Annotated in this window: 16 protein-coding genes and 2 tRNA genes; 8 read left to right on the top strand and 10 right to left on the bottom strand. The window is 63.6% G+C overall.

Annotated elements, in window-relative coordinates:
- Positions 1 to 18 precede the first annotated feature (18 nt).
- From GGR00_RS04815 to GGR00_RS04785, 7 genes are all read right to left on the bottom strand, one after another.
- The gene (locus GGR00_RS04815) at positions 19 to 1,128 is read right to left on the bottom strand and encodes a helix-turn-helix transcriptional regulator (RefSeq protein ID WP_184698278.1); all 1,110 of its coding nucleotides are present in this window, start codon (positions 1,126 to 1,128) and stop codon (positions 19 to 21) included.
- Positions 1,129 to 1,350: 222 nt separating this feature from the next.
- The gene (locus tag GGR00_RS04810) at positions 1,351 to 1,989 is read right to left on the bottom strand and encodes a 2-dehydro-3-deoxy-6-phosphogalactonate aldolase (RefSeq protein ID WP_184698276.1); all 639 of its coding nucleotides are present in this window, start codon (positions 1,987 to 1,989) and stop codon (positions 1,351 to 1,353) included.
- Positions 1,990 to 2,001: 12 nt separating this feature from the next.
- Positions 2,002 to 2,952 (bottom strand): 2-dehydro-3-deoxygalactonokinase, encoded by a 951-nt coding sequence (locus GGR00_RS04805; RefSeq protein ID WP_184698274.1) that lies wholly within the window; start codon positions 2,950 to 2,952, stop codon positions 2,002 to 2,004.
- Between the two features lie 40 nt (positions 2,953 to 2,992).
- The gene (locus GGR00_RS04800; protein ID WP_055978796.1) at positions 2,993 to 4,273 is read right to left on the bottom strand and encodes a TRAP transporter large permease; all 1,281 of its coding nucleotides are present in this window, start codon (positions 4,271 to 4,273) and stop codon (positions 2,993 to 2,995) included.
- Positions 4,270 to 4,815, bottom strand: a complete 546-nt coding sequence (locus GGR00_RS04795; protein ID WP_055978798.1) for a TRAP transporter small permease — start codon at positions 4,813 to 4,815, stop codon at positions 4,270 to 4,272. The genes GGR00_RS04800 and GGR00_RS04795 overlap by 4 nt, the downstream gene beginning before the upstream one ends.
- An 82-nt stretch (positions 4,816 to 4,897) precedes the next feature.
- Positions 4,898 to 5,902 (bottom strand): TRAP transporter substrate-binding protein, encoded by a 1,005-nt coding sequence (locus GGR00_RS04790; protein WP_055978801.1) that lies wholly within the window; start codon positions 5,900 to 5,902, stop codon positions 4,898 to 4,900.
- 70 nt (positions 5,903 to 5,972) lie between these two features.
- Positions 5,973 to 6,146, bottom strand: coding sequence for a hypothetical protein (locus tag GGR00_RS04785; RefSeq protein WP_156381323.1), 174 nt, complete (start codon positions 6,144 to 6,146; stop codon positions 5,973 to 5,975).
- Between the two features lie 275 nt (positions 6,147 to 6,421).
- Between GGR00_RS04785 and araD the strand changes: the two genes are divergently transcribed.
- From araD to GGR00_RS04770, 3 genes are all read left to right on the top strand, one after another.
- Positions 6,422 to 8,137, top strand: a complete 1,716-nt coding sequence (gene araD, locus GGR00_RS04780) for an L-arabinonate dehydratase (RefSeq protein WP_055978804.1) — start codon at positions 6,422 to 6,424, stop codon at positions 8,135 to 8,137.
- A gap of 11 nt (positions 8,138 to 8,148) precedes the next feature.
- Positions 8,149 to 9,066: a dihydrodipicolinate synthase family protein gene (locus tag GGR00_RS04775; protein ID WP_055979260.1), complete on the top strand. Its 918-nt coding sequence runs from the start codon at positions 8,149 to 8,151 to the stop codon at positions 9,064 to 9,066.
- Positions 9,067 to 9,163: 97 nt separating this feature from the next.
- Positions 9,164 to 9,889, top strand: coding sequence for a FadR/GntR family transcriptional regulator (locus tag GGR00_RS04770; protein ID WP_055978806.1), 726 nt, complete (start codon positions 9,164 to 9,166; stop codon positions 9,887 to 9,889).
- Positions 9,890 to 10,070: 181 nt separating this feature from the next.
- On the opposite strand, the gene GGR00_RS04765 is transcribed toward GGR00_RS04770, so the two are convergent.
- Positions 10,071 to 10,147, bottom strand: a tRNA-Pro gene (locus tag GGR00_RS04765).
- Between the two features lie 158 nt (positions 10,148 to 10,305).
- On the opposite strand from GGR00_RS04765, the gene GGR00_RS04760 reads away from it, so the two are divergent.
- Both GGR00_RS04760 and GGR00_RS04755 read left to right on the top strand, forming a co-directional pair.
- Positions 10,306 to 10,611 carry an ETC complex I subunit gene (locus GGR00_RS04760; RefSeq protein WP_055978808.1) on the top strand — a complete coding sequence of 102 codons (306 nt, stop codon included), beginning with the start codon at positions 10,306 to 10,308 and terminating at the stop codon, positions 10,609 to 10,611.
- Positions 10,612 to 10,655: 44 nt separating this feature from the next.
- A tRNA-Arg gene (locus GGR00_RS04755) sits at positions 10,656 to 10,732 on the top strand.
- Between the two features lie 130 nt (positions 10,733 to 10,862).
- On the opposite strand, the gene GGR00_RS04750 is transcribed toward GGR00_RS04755, so the two are convergent.
- Complete coding sequence (locus tag GGR00_RS04750; protein ID WP_082496667.1) at positions 10,863 to 11,645, bottom strand: outer membrane protein; 783 nt, start codon at positions 11,643 to 11,645, stop codon at positions 10,863 to 10,865.
- 549 nt (positions 11,646 to 12,194) lie between these two features.
- On the opposite strand from GGR00_RS04750, the gene GGR00_RS04745 reads away from it, so the two are divergent.
- The 3 genes from GGR00_RS04745 to GGR00_RS04735 all read left to right on the top strand — a co-directional run bounded on the left by GGR00_RS04745 (position 12,195) and on the right by GGR00_RS04735 (position 14,681).
- Positions 12,195 to 13,616: an ammonium transporter gene (locus GGR00_RS04745; RefSeq protein WP_082496668.1), complete on the top strand. Its 1,422-nt coding sequence runs from the start codon at positions 12,195 to 12,197 to the stop codon at positions 13,614 to 13,616.
- A gap of 29 nt (positions 13,617 to 13,645) precedes the next feature.
- Positions 13,646 to 13,885, top strand: coding sequence for a hypothetical protein (locus GGR00_RS04740; RefSeq protein ID WP_055978814.1), 240 nt, complete (start codon positions 13,646 to 13,648; stop codon positions 13,883 to 13,885).
- Between the two features lie 184 nt (positions 13,886 to 14,069).
- The gene (locus GGR00_RS04735; RefSeq protein ID WP_162244943.1) at positions 14,070 to 14,681 is read left to right on the top strand and encodes a helix-turn-helix domain-containing protein; all 612 of its coding nucleotides are present in this window, start codon (positions 14,070 to 14,072) and stop codon (positions 14,679 to 14,681) included.
- A 51-nt stretch (positions 14,682 to 14,732) separates the two neighbouring features.
- Here GGR00_RS04735 and GGR00_RS04730 read toward each other — a convergent pair whose 3' ends face one another.
- Positions 14,733 to 15,242, bottom strand: a complete 510-nt coding sequence (locus GGR00_RS04730) for a cupin domain-containing protein (protein WP_184698272.1) — start codon at positions 15,240 to 15,242, stop codon at positions 14,733 to 14,735.
- Between the last annotated feature and the right edge of the window lie 69 nt (positions 15,243 to 15,311).

Here is a 15,311-nt window from a genome sequence, read left to right as displayed (position 1 = left end):
GTCGAGTAGGCCTATCGTCTAGCCACCCTTCAGGGAACCGCAAGACAGGGTCACCCCGATCAGCAGACGGACCAGGGCCGATTGCTTGGAAACGCCCGATTTGGCGAAGATCGAGCGCAGATGCGTGCGCACGGTCTCCCGCGCGATGCCAAAATCCGTGCTGATGGCATCGATCGACCGGCCATCGGCCAGCGCCGACGCGATTCGCGCTTCGCTCGGCGTCAGGTCGAACAGTGCCTGCAGCACATTGGCCGGCGGCGCGCCGGGGCCGGGCAGGGGCATGATGACGAGGATGCAGTGGATGCGGCTGAACAGGTCGTGCACCGAACCGCGCACCGGCAGGAGATGGGCGACGCTGGACGGCTTGCCGTCGCGACCGGTGATCGGAAACGACTGGACGATGCCGCGCCTTGTGCCGGCGGCCAGGGCGGTCAGTGCATTCTCAAGCAGCGCGTCGGCTTTCTTGTCCGTGATCCGGGCGCGACCGGTGCCGTCCTGGATGGTGGCCGGGATCAATTCGTGCATCAGCCCGTTGCAGGCCAGCAATTGTCCGTGCGCGCCCAGCACCGCTGCCGGCAGGCCCAGCGCCTCCAGCGCGTCGGCGCCGGCGTGTGCTTTTTCCAGGCCCATGCGGGCGCTGACCATGGCGGCGCGCGCCAAGTGTGGCCGCATGCGATCGAGGGAATCGACATAATGCCGCTCGAAGGGACCTCGGACTGTCCGACGTTCGAGATTGAAGGACAGCACGTCCCCCGTCGGAAGCGGGATGTGCGTGCCCGCTGCCCAGCCCATGCCTCTCGGGCGGAGGAAGTCGCGATAGATGGGCTCGCTGTCCAGTTCTTCTTCGGTGAAGGCGTCGAGGTCGGTGATGAAACCTGGATGGGCGAGGGCCGAGGCGCGTGCGGTGCGTGCGTTGACGGCCACCCAGCCTTCGCGCATGAACGCTTCCACATGCGGCGCGACAGCTTCCGATGCGGTAAAGGCCGAGGCGCCCTGGCTGATAGTGAACAGATAGCCGCCCATGCCCTCGACAGCATGCGCGAGGCCTTCAAGCAATGTCGGCCATTTCTCCGGTACGAAGGAAGCTTCGTAGATCTGGTCGATGAATCTCTCGGAAAGTTCCGGCAATCGTTCGCTACTCCCACCCAAGTAGAAGGATAGCATCACGTCTGCCGCCGGCAAACTCCGCGGCAGGTGCCCAAATGTCGCAATCCTGGTGTTGGCGTGCTTGATCAGCCGGTATTTTGGGACCGCGGCACGCGATTGCTGCGGATTACATCCAGATTCTTATCGCGTGCCGGAGTGTTGCAGTGCGGCGCGCCGGTTTTGCCGGCCGGCAATGCAGGGAGGTTAGTTGATCTCTGCTGCCTGATCGTAGGCCGCGATCAACCGGCGGGCCTTGCCGCGCACTGTCGCTGCGTCGTCGCCCGGCGCATAGAGGTTTGACCCCGTGCCGAAGGTCGACACGCCGATCTTTCTGAAGTCTGCGAAAGACGCCTCTGAGACGCCGCCGACGACACCGACGATCGTTTCGGCGGGCAGGATGGTCTTGATCGCCGCGACCCCGCTTGTGCCGAGCACGCTGCCGGGGAAGAACTTGAGCGCGGACGCTCCGCATTTGATCGCCAGCAACGCTTCGGTCGGCGTGAAGACGCCCGGCATGGTCAGCATCTTGTGCTCCGACGCGCGCGCGATCACCGAAGGTTCGATGTTCGGGCTGACCACGAGGCGGCCGCCCGCATCGGCCAGCCGGTCGACCTGTTCGGCGGAAAGCACGGTTCCGGCACCGATCACGCACGTGCTGCCGAATGCGTCTACCGCCTTGCGAATCGAGGTGTAGGGATCTGGCGAGTTGAGCGGGATCTCGATCAGTTCGAAGCCTTCCTCGACCAGCGTGCCGACGATCGATTCGGCTTCCGCCGGCTTGATGCCGCGCAGGATGGCGACGAGCGAACGCTGCAGCTGCGGCCAGGCGATGATTGAGGCCATGTTCTTTGTTCCTTATGCCCAGAGTGAATGCGCGGCCAGATAAAGGCCCTGGCGGACGGCGTGGTCGGCGTCGACGTGCTTGACGTTCAAGCCGACGCGCTGGAGTGCCGCCCGATAGAGATCGGCCACCGACCCCGAGGCCACCAGGGTGACGTCGGCGTGGTCGGGGAAGTTCTGCCTGGCGGCCAGCACTTCAGCCCCGATCAGCAGGCCGGAGAGGTGTGCCGCGCCATCGCTCCTGGTCTCGAAGCCGAGCAGTTGCGCGGCGCGGACGCCGAACAGCCTGCTCAATGCCAGGCACGGGTCTGCAGCGCCCTTGTCGAGGGCGTTGAGGAAGGCCGGCGCATCGGTGCCGAACTTGACGTCGGCCTCGATGGCGAAGGCGAGGGTGGAATGTTTGCTGAGCAGGCCGAAGAGCTCGCCTGTCATCAGGGTCGCAAACCGCCTCAGCCAGCCATCTTCGAGCACCACCCATTTGCTGTGGGTGCCCGGCATGCAGACGAGCTGGCGCGCCACACCCGCGCCGAGACCGAGAAGCTGGGTCTCTTCCCCGCGCATCACCTCGGGCGCCAGCGGGTCGCGCTGGGCGATGCCGGGCAGGATGCGGATGTCGGCAAAGCCGTTCGGCACGCGGACGGCTCTGGTCGCGAAGTCGGTCAGCCGTGTCGGCGCGTCGACATAGGGCGCCTCGACCCAGCCCTGACGCGCCCCGGCCATGCCGCAGATCAGGATCGGCAGGGATGCCGGTGCCGCCAGCTTCACCAGGTGCGCGCGCAGCACCGGCTCGAAGCCCGACGTCACGCAATGCGTCATGCCCTCTGGCCCGCGGCTTTCCGCCAGCACCTTGCCGTCCCGGGCCAGAAGCCAGGCTCGGAAGCTGCTGGTGCCCCAGTCGACCGCCACGCAGAACGCATCGCCCTGCGCTGCGGTCGAGGCTATGGAGGTATCCTGCGAGATGCTCATGTAGGCGATCCTTGGCGTGATTTCGGGAGCGTTGGCGTCGTCACTGGCTCATCCAGCGCATCGGTGCCATCACCAGTTCGGGGAACAGCACGAGCAGGAACAGCACCACGGTCTCGGCCAGGAGGAACGGCCAGATGCCCTTCATCAGCTTGCCCATGCGCATGTTGCCGACGCCGCAGACGACGTTGAGCACCGTGCCGACGGGCGGGGTGATCAGCCCGATCGCGTTGTTCATGATGAACAGCACGCCGAAATAGACCGGGTCGATGCCGGCCTGCTTCAGCACCGGCACCAGAACCGGGGTCAGGATCAGGATGGTGGGCGCGAAGTCGAGCGCGCTGCCGACGATCAGCACCAGCACCATCAGCACCAGGATGAGCAGCATCTGGTTGTCCATGATCGGCTCCAGCAGCGCCACCATCTGGGCCGGCATGTTGGCCGCGGCGATCAGCCAGGCCGAGACCGAGGCTGCTGCGACCAGGAACATCACCACCGACGTCGTCTTCGCGGCATTGAGCAGGAGACCGTAGAGCTGGCCAAACTTCAGCTCGCGGTTGACGAACAGGCCGATGATCAAGGCGTACATGGCCGCCACGACAGCGGCTTCGGTCGGCGTGAAGAAGCCGCCCTTGAGACCGCCGATGATGATGACCGGCAGCATCAGGCCCCAGAAGCTGTCGAGCGTGAGGCGAAGCCGCTCCTTGAGCGGCGGCTTGGGCGCCACCTCGATCTTGTCCTTGCGGGCGACATACATCCACGTCACCAGCAGCGACGTGCCCATGAGGATGCCGGGCACGATGCCGGCGAGGAAAAGCTTGGAGATCGAGACCTGGGCGGCGACGCCGTACAGGATCATGCCGATGGACGGCGGGATGACGGGAGCGATGATGCCGCCGGCTGCGATCAGGCCGCCGGAGCGGTAGGGGTCGTAGCCTGCCTGCCGCATCATCGGCAGCAGCACTGCGGCCAGCGCTGCCGTGTCAGCGACGGCCGAGCCGGAGAGCGAGGCCATGACGACGGCAGCACCGATCGCCACGAAGCCGAGGCCGCCGCGCAGGTGTCCCACCCACGCCATAGCCATGTGGATGATGCGCCGGGTGATGCCGCCGGCATTCATGAATTCGCCGGCCAGCATGAAGAACGGCACGGCAAGCAGAGGGAAGCTGTTGGCGCCGTCCCACATGTTCTGCACGATGATCTGGGGATCGGTCATGCCCATGTGGAACATCAGGGCGAGGCCCGACACGACGAGGGCCATTGCGACCGGCATGCCGATCGCCATCGCCCCAAGCAGCGAAACGACGAAGATGAGGATGGTCATGATTTGCGCGCCGCCTGAACGCTGGAATCGACCTCGTGCATGCCTTCTTCCTCGACCTGAATGAGTTCGTCGTCGCGGACCTGGCCACGCGCCAGACGAACCAGATTGTGGATGCAGAGCGCAGCCATCAGCGCGCCGGTTATGAGGGTCACGCCGTAGACCCAGCTCATGGGCAGCTGCATGACCGTCGAAATGGTGTTGGCGTTGATCTCGTGCTGCATGAAGGTGCCGACGAAGATGTAGACGCTGCACACGAAGATCAGGATCTGGGAGATCGTCCAGCATATCCGCCGCCACCTGACGGGCAGTGCCAGGACGACGGTGTCGACGCCGAGATGCCGGTTCTCCCGCATCGCCACCACGGCCCCGATGAAGGTCAGCCAGATGAACAGGAAGCGCGGCAGCTCTTCGGAGATGTCGATGCCGGTGTTGAACCCGGCGCGCAAGATGACGTTGCCAAGCACCATCACGAACATGCCGGCTATGCAGACCACCATGACGGTTTCAAGCAGCTGAAAAAATCTGTCGACGAGACGCGTCATTGTTCGGACCTCCCGAATGGATCAGGGACACATGCGGAGATGCCGCAGGCGTTCCCGCCTGCGGCATCTCTTGGCTTGCGTGTCAGTTGGCTGCGCCCTTGCGCGCGGCTTCGACGGCGGCGGTGAATTCCGCCACGAAGTCGGCGCCGACCGACGCGGTGTATTTGTCGACCACCGGCTTGACGATCTCGCGCATCTTGGCGAGTTCGGCGTCCGGCATCGCATCGATCTCGATGCCGGTTGCCTTGAGCTGGTCGGTGATCTTGCCTTCGTTTTCAGCGATCAGCTTGGCCTGGTAGGCCGAAGCGTCGGCGGCAGCGGTCATCACAGCCTTGCGGTCAGCTTCCGACAGGCCTTCGAACCAGGTCTTGGAGGCGACGATGGCCACCGGCGAATAGACGTGGTTGGTCACCGTGATGTACTTCTGCACCTCGTAGATGCGGTTGGCATAGATGTGGGCGAGCGGGTTTTCCTGGCCGTCCAGCGCCTTGGTCTCCAGCGCTGAGAACACCTCGGAGAAGGACATCGTCACGGCGTTGGCACCCAGTGCCTTCCAGGTGTCGAGAGCCACCGGGTTCTGCATGACGCGCAGCTTCAGACCCGAAATGTCGTCGACCGACTTGATCGGCTTTTGGCCGTTGGTCAGGTTGCGGAAGCCGAACTCGCTCCAGGCGAGACCGGTCAGGCCGATCTCCGACATGCGATCGAGCATCTTGCGGCCGATCGGACCGTTCAGCACGGCGCCGGCTTCCTCGCGGTTCGCAAACATGAACGGGAAGTCGAAAATCTGGACTTCCTTGATCCTGCCGGAGAGCGGCGCGACGCCGCCGATGTAGAGTTCGAGCGTGCCGCTCTGCGCGGCCTGCAGCATCTTGTCGTCGCCGCCGAGGATGCCGCCGTCGAAGACCTGGATCTCGACGCGGTTTTCGGTCGCCTTGGCGACGTCTTCGGCGAACTTCTTCATGGCTACGGCCTGGGGGTGCTCTGCCGGCATGCCATGCCCGAGCCGGGCGGCAGTTGCCTGGCCGGCAAGGCCGACGAGGCTGACGGCTGCAGCCAGCGTGAATGCGAGCGCTTTGAGACGCATGTTAACTCCTCTCTTGGGTTGTGATTTCGGGGATGACCGGGGTGGTGGCGAGAGCGCCGCCCCCGATGGATCAACTCATGGGCCTGGGCGATTGCGCCTTGCTGCGCGCGACCGAGTGCCGCGCCAGCGCCGCCGAGCATTCATTCTGGCCGGCGGAAACGCCGGGCGTCGGCGGTTCGATGCCGCGGATCGCAAGGCCTGCGACCGACGTCTCTCCCGCTGTCCACGAAACGAACTCGCTCACGCGCCCTCCCAGGCAAATTGGATGCTCTTGACGTCCCAATAACTCCGATTATAAGAGAAAACAAGACTGATTGCTTGACTGCTTGTGGAATCGAGCGTCGCATGCGTCGGCTCGAGGGAGGTAGCGCGAGGAGGAGTGCCGGCAGGCTTGCTGGGAACATCCGCCGCCATCATTCCTGCAGTTCCGGCGTCTGCGCGGGCGAGCCAAGATGGCCGCAGGCGCGTTCAAGCCCATCGGCGCTGCAAGGCGCCGAGCAACAACGGGATAGACAAGACGTGACACGGAAATTGCGTTCTCAGGCCTGGTTCGGAGGCTTCGGCAAGGATGCCTTCATCCACCGCAGCTGGATGAAGAACAACGGCCTGCCGGACGATGCCTTCGACGGCCGCCCGGTGATCGGCATCTGCAATACCTTCTCAGAACTCACGCCCTGCAATGCCCACTTCCGCGGGCTCGTCGAGCACGTGAAGGCCGGCATTCTGGAAGCCGGCGGCCTGCCGCTCGAATTCCCGGTCTTCTCCTGCGGAGAATCGAACCTGCGTCCAACGGCGATGTTGTTCCGCAATCTCGCCTCCATGGATGTCGAGGAAGCCATTCGCGGCAACCCGATGGATGGCGTCGTGCTGATGGCCGGCTGTGACAAGACCACGCCGTCGCTGGTGATGGGGGCCGCCTCCTGCGATGTGCCGGCGATCGTCGTCTCCGGCGGGCCGATGCTCAATGGTCGCTTCCGCGGCAAGGCCATCGGTTCGGGCACCGATGTCTGGAAGTTCTCCGAGGATGTGCGCGCCGGTGTCATGACCGAGCAGGAATTCGCCGCCGCCGAAAGCGCCATGTCGCGCTCGCCCGGCCACTGCATGACCATGGGCACGGCCTCGACCATGGCGTCGATGGTGGAATCGCTTGGCTTGGCCCTGCCGGGCAACGCCGCATATCCGGCTGTCGACGCGCACCGCGCGCGGCTCGCCCGCCTTTCGGGACGGCGCATCGTCGACATGGTCAAGGAAGACCTGCGCCTTTCGAAAATCCTCACGCTCAAGGCCTTCGCCAACGCGATTCGCGTCAACGGCGCGATCGGCGGCTCGACCAATGCGGTCGTCCACCTGCTGGCGATTGCCGGCCGCATCGGCGCCGAGCTTTCGCTCGATGATTGGGACCGCTACGGCCGCGATACTCCGACCATTCTGAACCTCATGCCTTCCGGCCAGTTCCTCATGGAGGAATTCTGCTATGCCGGTGGCCTGCCGGCGGTGATGAAGGAGATCGCCGACCTGCTCGATCTCGACGCCCTGACGGTCACCGGCAAGACGGTGGGCGAAAACATCGCCGGCGCGGAGAATTTCAACGACGAGGTCATCCTGCCGCGCGACAAGGCACTGACCGCCCAGGGCGGCATCGCCGTGCTGCGGGGCAATCTCGCCCCCAACGGCGCGATCCTGAAGCCTTCGGCCGCGTCGCCCGAACTGATGCGCCACCGCGGCCGCGCCGTCGTCTTCGAGAACATCGAGCACTACAAGGCACGCGTCGACGACCCGGCGCTCGACATCGACGAAACCTGCGTGATGGTGCTCAAGAACTGCGGTCCCAAGGGTTATCCGGGCATGGCCGAGGTAGGCAACATGGCCCTGCCGCAGAAGCTGCTCGAGAAGGGCGTGCGCGACATGGTCCGCATCTCGGACGCCCGCATGTCGGGCACTGCCTTTGGCACCGTCGTGCTGCATGCCGCGCCTGAAGCGGCCGTCGGTGGGCCGCTCGCGCTCGTCCAGGATGGCGACATGATCGAGCTCGACGTCGAGAACCGCCGCCTGCACCTCGAAGTATCGGACGACGAGCTCGCGCGCCGCCGCCAAAGCTGGACGCCGCCCGTGCCGGACATGCAGGGCGGGTACCAGAGCCTCTATGTCGAGCGTGTCTTGCAGGCCGACCGCGGTGCTGACCTCGATTTCCTGGTCGGCTGCCGCGGCCATGACGTGCCGCGCGAAAGCCATTGAGGGAGATGCCGATGTCCCGTTTTCCGGTCGCCGACATGCACGGCATCCACGCCATCCTCTACGCGCTGTTCGATGAAAAGGAGCAGCTCGACCGTGAGGCCATGCGCCGTCAGGTCGAGGTCTGCCTGTCGGCTGGCGTCCACGGCATGGCCGCGCTCGGCCTCGCCACCGAAGTGTCCAAGCTGACCGAAGCCGAACGCCGCACCGTCATGGACTGGATCGCGGAGGACACCGGCGGACGCGTGCCGCTGGCGCTGACCATCTTCGGCTCGTCCATCGCCGAGCAGATCGCTCAGGTCCGCCACGCCGAAGGCGTCGGTGCCGATTGGCTGATCCTGCAGCCGCCGATGGTCGGCCAGTATGGTGCCGCCGAATATATCCGCTTCTTCGGCCGCGTGGCCGAGGCGACCGATCTGCCCGTCGCCATCCAGAATGCGCCGGCCTTCATGGGCCGCGGGCTGAGCTCCGCCGAAATCAGCGATCTCGTGCGCCAGCATCCCAACATCCAGTTGGTGAAAGGCGAGGGACCGGTGGTCGACATCGCCGGGCTTGTCGAGGCGACCGGCGGAAAGCTGCCGATCTTCAACGGGCGGGCCGGGCTGGAGATGCTCGACAATCTGCGCATCGGCTGCCGCGGGCTGATCCTGGCGCCCGATTGCATCGACTATGCGGTCGCAGCCTACGACAGCTTCCGCGCTGCTGACAAAGAGGGGGCGCTGGCGACCTATCGCAGGATGCTTCCGGCGGTAGTCTCCACCATGCAGGGTTTGGAGAATCTGCTCTGCTACGGCAAGCGTCTGTTTGCCCTGCGCAGCGGACTGACCGTCCACGATCGCGGCCCGGCCTTGCGTCCGAATGCGACCGGGCTTGCGATGATCGACCGCTTCGCCGCCGATCTCGGGCCTCTGCAGTGCAGGACCATGGCGTAGGCACTGGTTGTATTGCAGCCAATGCTGTGAATTATGGCAGCGCGCCGCCGGGATTTCTGGCGCGCTGTGCCGTGCCGGCTGTTACTGCGGAAAATCCATGTCGGGACCGGATGCCATGACCAAGCCAATGCTGATGCAGGAACGCGGCTTGCCGGCCCAGATCGCCGCCGAGATCGGCCGCCGCATCACGCGCGGCGACCTCAAGCCGGGCGACATGCTGCCGAAGGAGCTGGAGCTTCTGTCGAGCCTCCAGGTCAGCCGCACGACCCTGCGCGAGGCGCTGAAGATCCTGTCGACCAAGGGGTTCATCGAGGCCAAGCCGCGCATGGGCACACGGGTTTTGCCGGCCGACCGGTGGAACACGCTCGACCCCACCGTGCTGTCATGGCAGGACGATTCCGAAAGCAGCGAGACGCTGGCCGAGGAACTGTTCGAGATTCGCCTGTCCATCGAGCCGATGGCTGCCGGGCTGGCGGCGCGCCGTTCGACGGCTGCCGATCGGGCAGGCATTCGCCGCGCCTTCGAGGCGATGTCGCGCCAGTATGACGACGAGCGGCAGTCGGTGGAGGCCGACATTGCCTTCCACCTCCAGATCATCCAGGCCGCCCACAACCGCTTCCTGCTGCCGGTTTCATCGGTGATCCGAGCCGCACTGACCGTCAGTATCCCCAAGACGATGCGCACCTTCGGTGGCATCGGCCACTCCCTGTCGATGCACGAGGCGATTGCCATCGCCATCGAGGCCAAGGACGAGGCCGGTGCCGAGGAAGCTTCGCGCAAGCTGATCCAGGACACCTACCAGCGCAATTTCAGGAAGGGCTGAGGCTGCGGAGAGCCGAATTGGTCTGTTCCGGCTGCGGGCGGGGCCTTCGCGACGTCCATACCCAGCACTGATCGCCCACGGCAACGGACGAACTTGGTTGCACGGGCCAGCGCGCTGTCTTCTGACAGTCATGCATTGACGGTTCTTGGCGATGGATTGGTGGCGGGTTGCCAGGTGCGAATGGTCGGAGTGGAGAGATTCGAACTCCCGACCCTCTGGTCCCAAACCAGATGCGCTACCAGACTGCGCTACACTCCGAAATCACATTTCGACGCCGTGCCTAGTGGCTTCCGCTCGACATGGCAAGGGCAAAAAAGCGGAAACCGGCTTTCGCCTTGCAGCAATGACGATTGCGCAGTAAATGACGGTCGCATCTGGACGTCCGCGCACGCTGCGGACTCACAAGTGAGGGAATTATGTCCGCGCGAATTTTCAGCCCCGCCAAGACCGCAATGCAGTCGGGCAAAGCCAAGACCGGGCACTGGGTGCTCGAATTCGACGCCGAGAAGCCGAAGAAGATCGACCCGCTGATGGGCTACACCAGCTCAGGCGACATGAAGAGCCAGATCCGCCTGACCTTCGAGACCCGCGAAGAGGCCGTCGCCTATGCCGAGCGCGAAGGCATCGCCTTCCGTGTTCAGGAGCCGAAGGAAGCCAAGCGCCGGCAGATTTCTTACTCGGACAATTTCCGGTATGACCGCAGGACGCCCTGGACGCACTGACGTTCCCAGGCATTGCCATGCCGGCCCGACGGTGGCCGGCCAGCGGTCCCGTAGCTCAGCTGGATAGAGCACCGGCCTTCTAAGCCGATGGTCACAGGTTCGAATCCTGTCGGGATCGCCATCTTATCTTTCAGGTCTAGATCATGCTTGGGGACAAGGCTTCGAAACTTGTTTCGCGAATGGGCCTTGGTCACACTTCTAGCATTCATCGCAGCAGGCCGGGATGCGTTCGCCGTTCTGCGGAACCGCGATCAGAAGCGATGGTGCAGCCCGACAGATATTGTGTGGGTCCGGAACCTGAATGAGGTATCCAGATCATTCGAAAATACCGGAAAAGCGGGATTGGTGACAACGGACGACGTGCTCACCTTACCGTAGTCGGCATAGAGATACTCGACCCTGGCGGTCCATCGGTCGTTCAGTGCGTATTCGCCGCCCGAGCCCAATACGAAACCCAACACGGTGTCGTCGCTTGCGCTGTGGCCAGCCGCGCCTGCGCCCAAGAAGTCATCGGCAAACGTAGCGTCCAGCTTGATGCGCGTAACCGCAGCGCCGCCCGTCACGTAGCCAAGCCATCGATCCTGTGCCAGGCCCAACCGAGCACGTACCGTTGCCTGCCAATCAGCCGTGGCTGACAGCCTGTGGGTGAACTGTCCGTCCGGGTTCGAAAGATAAACAGCGCCGGACGAGCGAGAGCCATCAAAGCTCAAACTATTCGCACTGCCCTCGACCGCCAGGTAGAGATTGTCCCATTGCTGTCCATAGCCGGCGAATACGCCGCCAGTGGCTCTCCATTGCGAAAGGGGACCGGCCACAGTCGCGGCAATCTGCTCGGGATCGGGAGAGGTAAAGTAGGATCCGACAAAGCCGTCCGAGGTCGTGGCTTCGACCTTTCCAGAGCCGCCGACCCCGCCAATGCTGGCTCCAAGGTACACGCCCGACCAGTCATGAGCGGTGAGATCCTGCGCTTGGGCGCCGGTCGCCAAAGCTAGAACACAGAAGATTCCGAAGCCCGTACGGCAGTGAAAGCGCATGTCACCCTATCAACAGTTCGCCCACGCAATTAGGCCGCGCGCGTGTGTTCCAGGTACTACCTTGAGCTTTCCGTCCGACGCAATGCTTCATTTTACTGTGAGCCAACCTGCCGGAATGGCCATCTTACCATCGCCGGTCATTTTCGAAAAATAATCGATGCCGACCAGTTGATTTCCACTGATAGGAAAGTAAACTTCCTACTGTGCAGGACGACCTGCGCCTCGATACACACCAAGGGACGGCCCTTCTCTTACGCTGACGAGAGTAAGGAGGCCGTCGCGTATCATTCGGAAGCGGTTCTGACGCTTGGGTGTGTGTCCAATGCCTCGCACGCCGTGGCATTTTTCTGACGTCTGAGCGTCCATCACTCCGTCGAATGACCATGAATAGAGCTGTGGCTGGCCGAGTCATCGCGCCGAGCAAGCCATTGGTCGTTTCAGGTGTCCGCTGCCGCCCTGGGGAGGAGCTGTTCGACCATCGCGCCATGCGCCTGATGGAGGGGCTGACTGTTGTCTGCCGCCCATGGAAACAGAATTGTAGGGGAACATATGAATAACGAACTAACTGCACTAACGACGATTTTCACTGAGTTTTACTACTGGGTCACGGTCGTCATGATGTTTCTCATTCATGCCGGTCTGCTCGCCTATGAATTCGGCGTCACCCGTCCCAAAAATCTCAACCAGACCCTGGTCCGCCACACGATGAGCCTGGCGCTGGTGACGGTCACCTGGTTCCTGTTTGCCTGGTGGATCTACTGGGCGTTCAACAACGGGCCGTTTCTCTTCGGCGGCGTCATATCCAATGCGGCAACGGCTGCGGCACTGCCTTGGGCAGAGCAGATGGGCCCCAATTTCCAGGACAACATACAGGGCGTGTTCTGGGCGGCATTCCTGCTGTTTTCCTGGGTGATGAGCGCCATCCTGTCCGGCGTGGCGATTGAACGGGTGAGAACCGGCGCCTTCATGATCCTGTCCGTCCTTGTCGGATCGGTCACCTGGATCTGGCACGCCTCCTGGGGCTGGAACGCCACCGGCTGGACGACGCAGTTGCTCGGCTATCACGATGCTTACGCATCGGGCGTCATCCACGCCATCGCCGGCGGCGCCTGCCTGGCGCTGACGATCGTGCTGGGACCCCGCATCGGCAAGTTTGGTCCGAACGGCGAGGTCCGCGAGATCAAGCCGCACAACTCCTTCCTCTCGGTTCTTGGCCTGTTCATCATCTACACGGGCTTCTGGGGCTTCTATGCGGCCTGCAACATTCCGATCGTCGATGTGAGCCGCGACGCCGAAACCGTCCGGTTCGCGGCGACGACCATCTATGGAACGCCCACCACGCTCTCGGCCATCACCTTCAACTTCCTGATGTCGCTCGCCGGTGGTCTGATGGCGGCTTATGTGGTCAGCCGCGGCGATCCGTTCTGGACGCTGTCCGGGGGCCTTGCCGGCATCATCGCTGCCTCGGCGGGCAATGATCTCTACCACCCGCTGGTGGCGATGTTCATCGGCGCATCGGGCGCGGCGATCGCGTTCAAGCTTCACCATTATGTCGAGCGCCGTTTCCGCATCGACGATCCTGTCGGGGCCATTGCGGTTCACGGCTATGCGGGCGTTTGGGGGCTCATCGTATGCGGCTTTGTCCTGTGGGGCTATCCCGCCGCACCGGCCGCACCCGATGTGCAGAACTGGGCAGGATCTGTCGGTTGGCTCGGCACGACGCCGGCGGGAGACCCGGCGATCAACCCCATCGGCATGATCATCGGTGCGATTCTCACCTTCGGGGTGTTCGGCTTTCTTGCCACCTGGGTCGTGGCCAAGGTGCTGCAGCGCATGGGCATCCTGCGCGAACCGTTTGAAGTCGAACTGGCAGGTGCCGACACCTGGCACAATCGGGACATCTATCCCTATGGCGCCGGTGTGGTCACCGAGTTCGAAGCCCTGGAGCGCAACGAGGCTGCGCGCTCATGACCGTCAACAACGTGGAGGAGACATAATCTATGGAACCCGGACTGACTGATTGGACCAATCTCGACACCATCGGTGCCTTCTACCCCTTCCAGGGCTTCGAATGGCTGCTGGTGGCAGGCGCGGTATGCTTCTGGGTCTGGTGGCACTACCGCTGCATCGTTGATGAGGACCGGGAGATGCGGGAAGCGGCGGACTACTACCGCCGTTGCGGTATCGCGCGCTGCATCTCGGCAGACGGCAAGCCGAGACGGCCGTCCGAAACGGTCTGAGCAAGCGATGCGCCCAGCGGGATTCTCCGCTGGGCGCATGCCGCGCGACCAACGCCGGTCAGCTTGTGCGCTGCCCCGGGGGGAGGCGCGCTCCGTTCAATCCAACTTTTGGCCAGTCGCCCATGCCTCGGGGCAATAAGGCTGCGCATTCCAGACAGCGGAAGGTGCCAGGATGAGTACGTCAATGCCGCCGCACCAGTACCCTGGTTCAGGCAATGGATCCGGCGAGAATCCGCTTGAACTGGCAATCGGGATACAGGTGCGTGCCTGCCGCACGCGGCTTGGCATGACGGCGGCCGATCTCGCGCGCGCTTCGCGCATTTCCGTCGGTATGATGTCGAAAATCGAGAACGGAGTGATTTCCGCGTCGTTGGCCACGCTCCAGGCGCTGTCGCGTGCGCTCGACGTCCCTCTCACCACGTTCCTGCGAGGTCGAGAATACGAGGGCAACGCCATCTTCGTTCCGGCCGGGGCCGAAACTGCGTTTGAAATGGGTGAGGCCCGCGCTGCCCAGCGCTACAAACTGCTCGGGTACTTTGGCACTCATGCGAGCAGTCCGACGGTCGAAACCTACCTCTTCACCTTGGACAAGGAGACAGACGCCTTTCCACCGCTCGAACATTTCGGAATGGAGTTCTTGTACCTGTTGGAGGGTGAAATGACCTACCGGATCGGTTCGATGCGATATCTCATGGGACCCGGTGACAGCCTGTCCTTCGCAGGGCACACACCGCACGGGCCTGAACAATTGATCAGGCTCCCGGTTCGTTTTCTGTCCACGATTTCGTATCTGTAGGGCGCGGGCCCCATCAGGACAATGATCGTTCACTTTCCCCAATGTCCGTTTTCAGCGATTGGGGCGCAACCGGTCGGGCACGCCGTCATGGTCGCCGAGGACGCGCTGAGGCGCGTCGTCCCACCAGTCGTTGCGCATCGCCTTGCGCTCGGGATTGACGGGATAGACGATGCGGTTTTCGGCCTTGTTGGTTTCGCCGACAACCAGCAGCCGCACGTCGGTTTCGGTGTTGTTGAGGAAGCTGTGCGCCAGCCCCGTGCCTGCCGGGAAGCCGACGGAATCGCCGGGCTTCAGCCGATGCAGCTTGCCGTCGAGCCAGACGTCGGGTTCGCCCTCCAGCACGTGGACGAACTCCTCCTCCAGGCTTTCGGCATGGGGGAAAGACGTGCGCCGGCCCGGCGGCAACCGCATGTGGTGCATGCCGAGCCGCTGCAGGCCGAAATACACAGCAAGTGGCGCGCCGAGAGCCCGCAATTCGTCAGTGCCGGAAAACGTCTCGCCGTCGGGGCGCTCGACTTCGGTCCAGTGGGCGATCTCGGCGGGGCGGTCGGACGTGGTCATGTTGTTCCTCGCGGAAACTCAATCTGTCCTTGTCGCGGCATGCCTCAGGCTGTCGATCTGTGTCGATGG

This window comes from Aminobacter aganoensis, from assembly GCF_014206975.1.
Taxonomy (GTDB): domain Bacteria; phylum Pseudomonadota; class Alphaproteobacteria; order Rhizobiales; family Rhizobiaceae; genus Aminobacter; species Aminobacter aganoensis.
The sequence above is the reverse complement of the archived record's forward strand: the minus strand, read 5'-3'. Positions and strand labels throughout refer to the sequence as shown.

What these genes read in the sequence shown, in the direction of transcription:
- GGR00_RS04760 (WP_055978808.1), top strand. Translation starts at nt 10,306, where the DNA reads ATGTCCGCGCGAATTTTCAGCCCCGCCAAGACCGCAATGCAGTCGGGC.
- GGR00_RS04805 (WP_184698274.1), bottom strand. Translation starts at nt 2,952, where the DNA reads ATGAGCATCTCGCAGGATACCTCCATAGCCTCGACCGCAGCGCAGGGC.
- GGR00_RS04730 (WP_184698272.1), bottom strand. Translation starts at nt 15,242, where the DNA reads ATGACCACGTCCGACCGCCCCGCCGAGATCGCCCACTGGACCGAAGTC.
- GGR00_RS04795 (WP_055978798.1), bottom strand. Translation starts at nt 4,815, where the DNA reads ATGACGCGTCTCGTCGACAGATTTTTTCAGCTGCTTGAAACCGTCATG.
- GGR00_RS04800 (WP_055978796.1), bottom strand. Translation starts at nt 4,273, where the DNA reads ATGACCATCCTCATCTTCGTCGTTTCGCTGCTTGGGGCGATGGCGATC.
- GGR00_RS04770 (WP_055978806.1), top strand. Translation starts at nt 9,164, where the DNA reads ATGTCGGGACCGGATGCCATGACCAAGCCAATGCTGATGCAGGAACGC.
- GGR00_RS04810 (WP_184698276.1), bottom strand. Translation starts at nt 1,989, where the DNA reads ATGGCCTCAATCATCGCCTGGCCGCAGCTGCAGCGTTCGCTCGTCGCC.
- GGR00_RS04745 (WP_082496668.1), top strand. Translation starts at nt 12,195, where the DNA reads ATGAATAACGAACTAACTGCACTAACGACGATTTTCACTGAGTTTTAC.
- GGR00_RS04790 (WP_055978801.1), bottom strand. Translation starts at nt 5,902, where the DNA reads ATGCGTCTCAAAGCGCTCGCATTCACGCTGGCTGCAGCCGTCAGCCTC.
- GGR00_RS04750 (WP_082496667.1), bottom strand. Translation starts at nt 11,645, where the DNA reads ATGCGCTTTCACTGCCGTACGGGCTTCGGAATCTTCTGTGTTCTAGCT.
- GGR00_RS04735 (WP_162244943.1), top strand. Translation starts at nt 14,070, where the DNA reads ATGCCGCCGCACCAGTACCCTGGTTCAGGCAATGGATCCGGCGAGAAT.
- GGR00_RS04740 (WP_055978814.1), top strand. Translation starts at nt 13,646, where the DNA reads ATGGAACCCGGACTGACTGATTGGACCAATCTCGACACCATCGGTGCC.
- GGR00_RS04775 (WP_055979260.1), top strand. Translation starts at nt 8,149, where the DNA reads ATGTCCCGTTTTCCGGTCGCCGACATGCACGGCATCCACGCCATCCTC.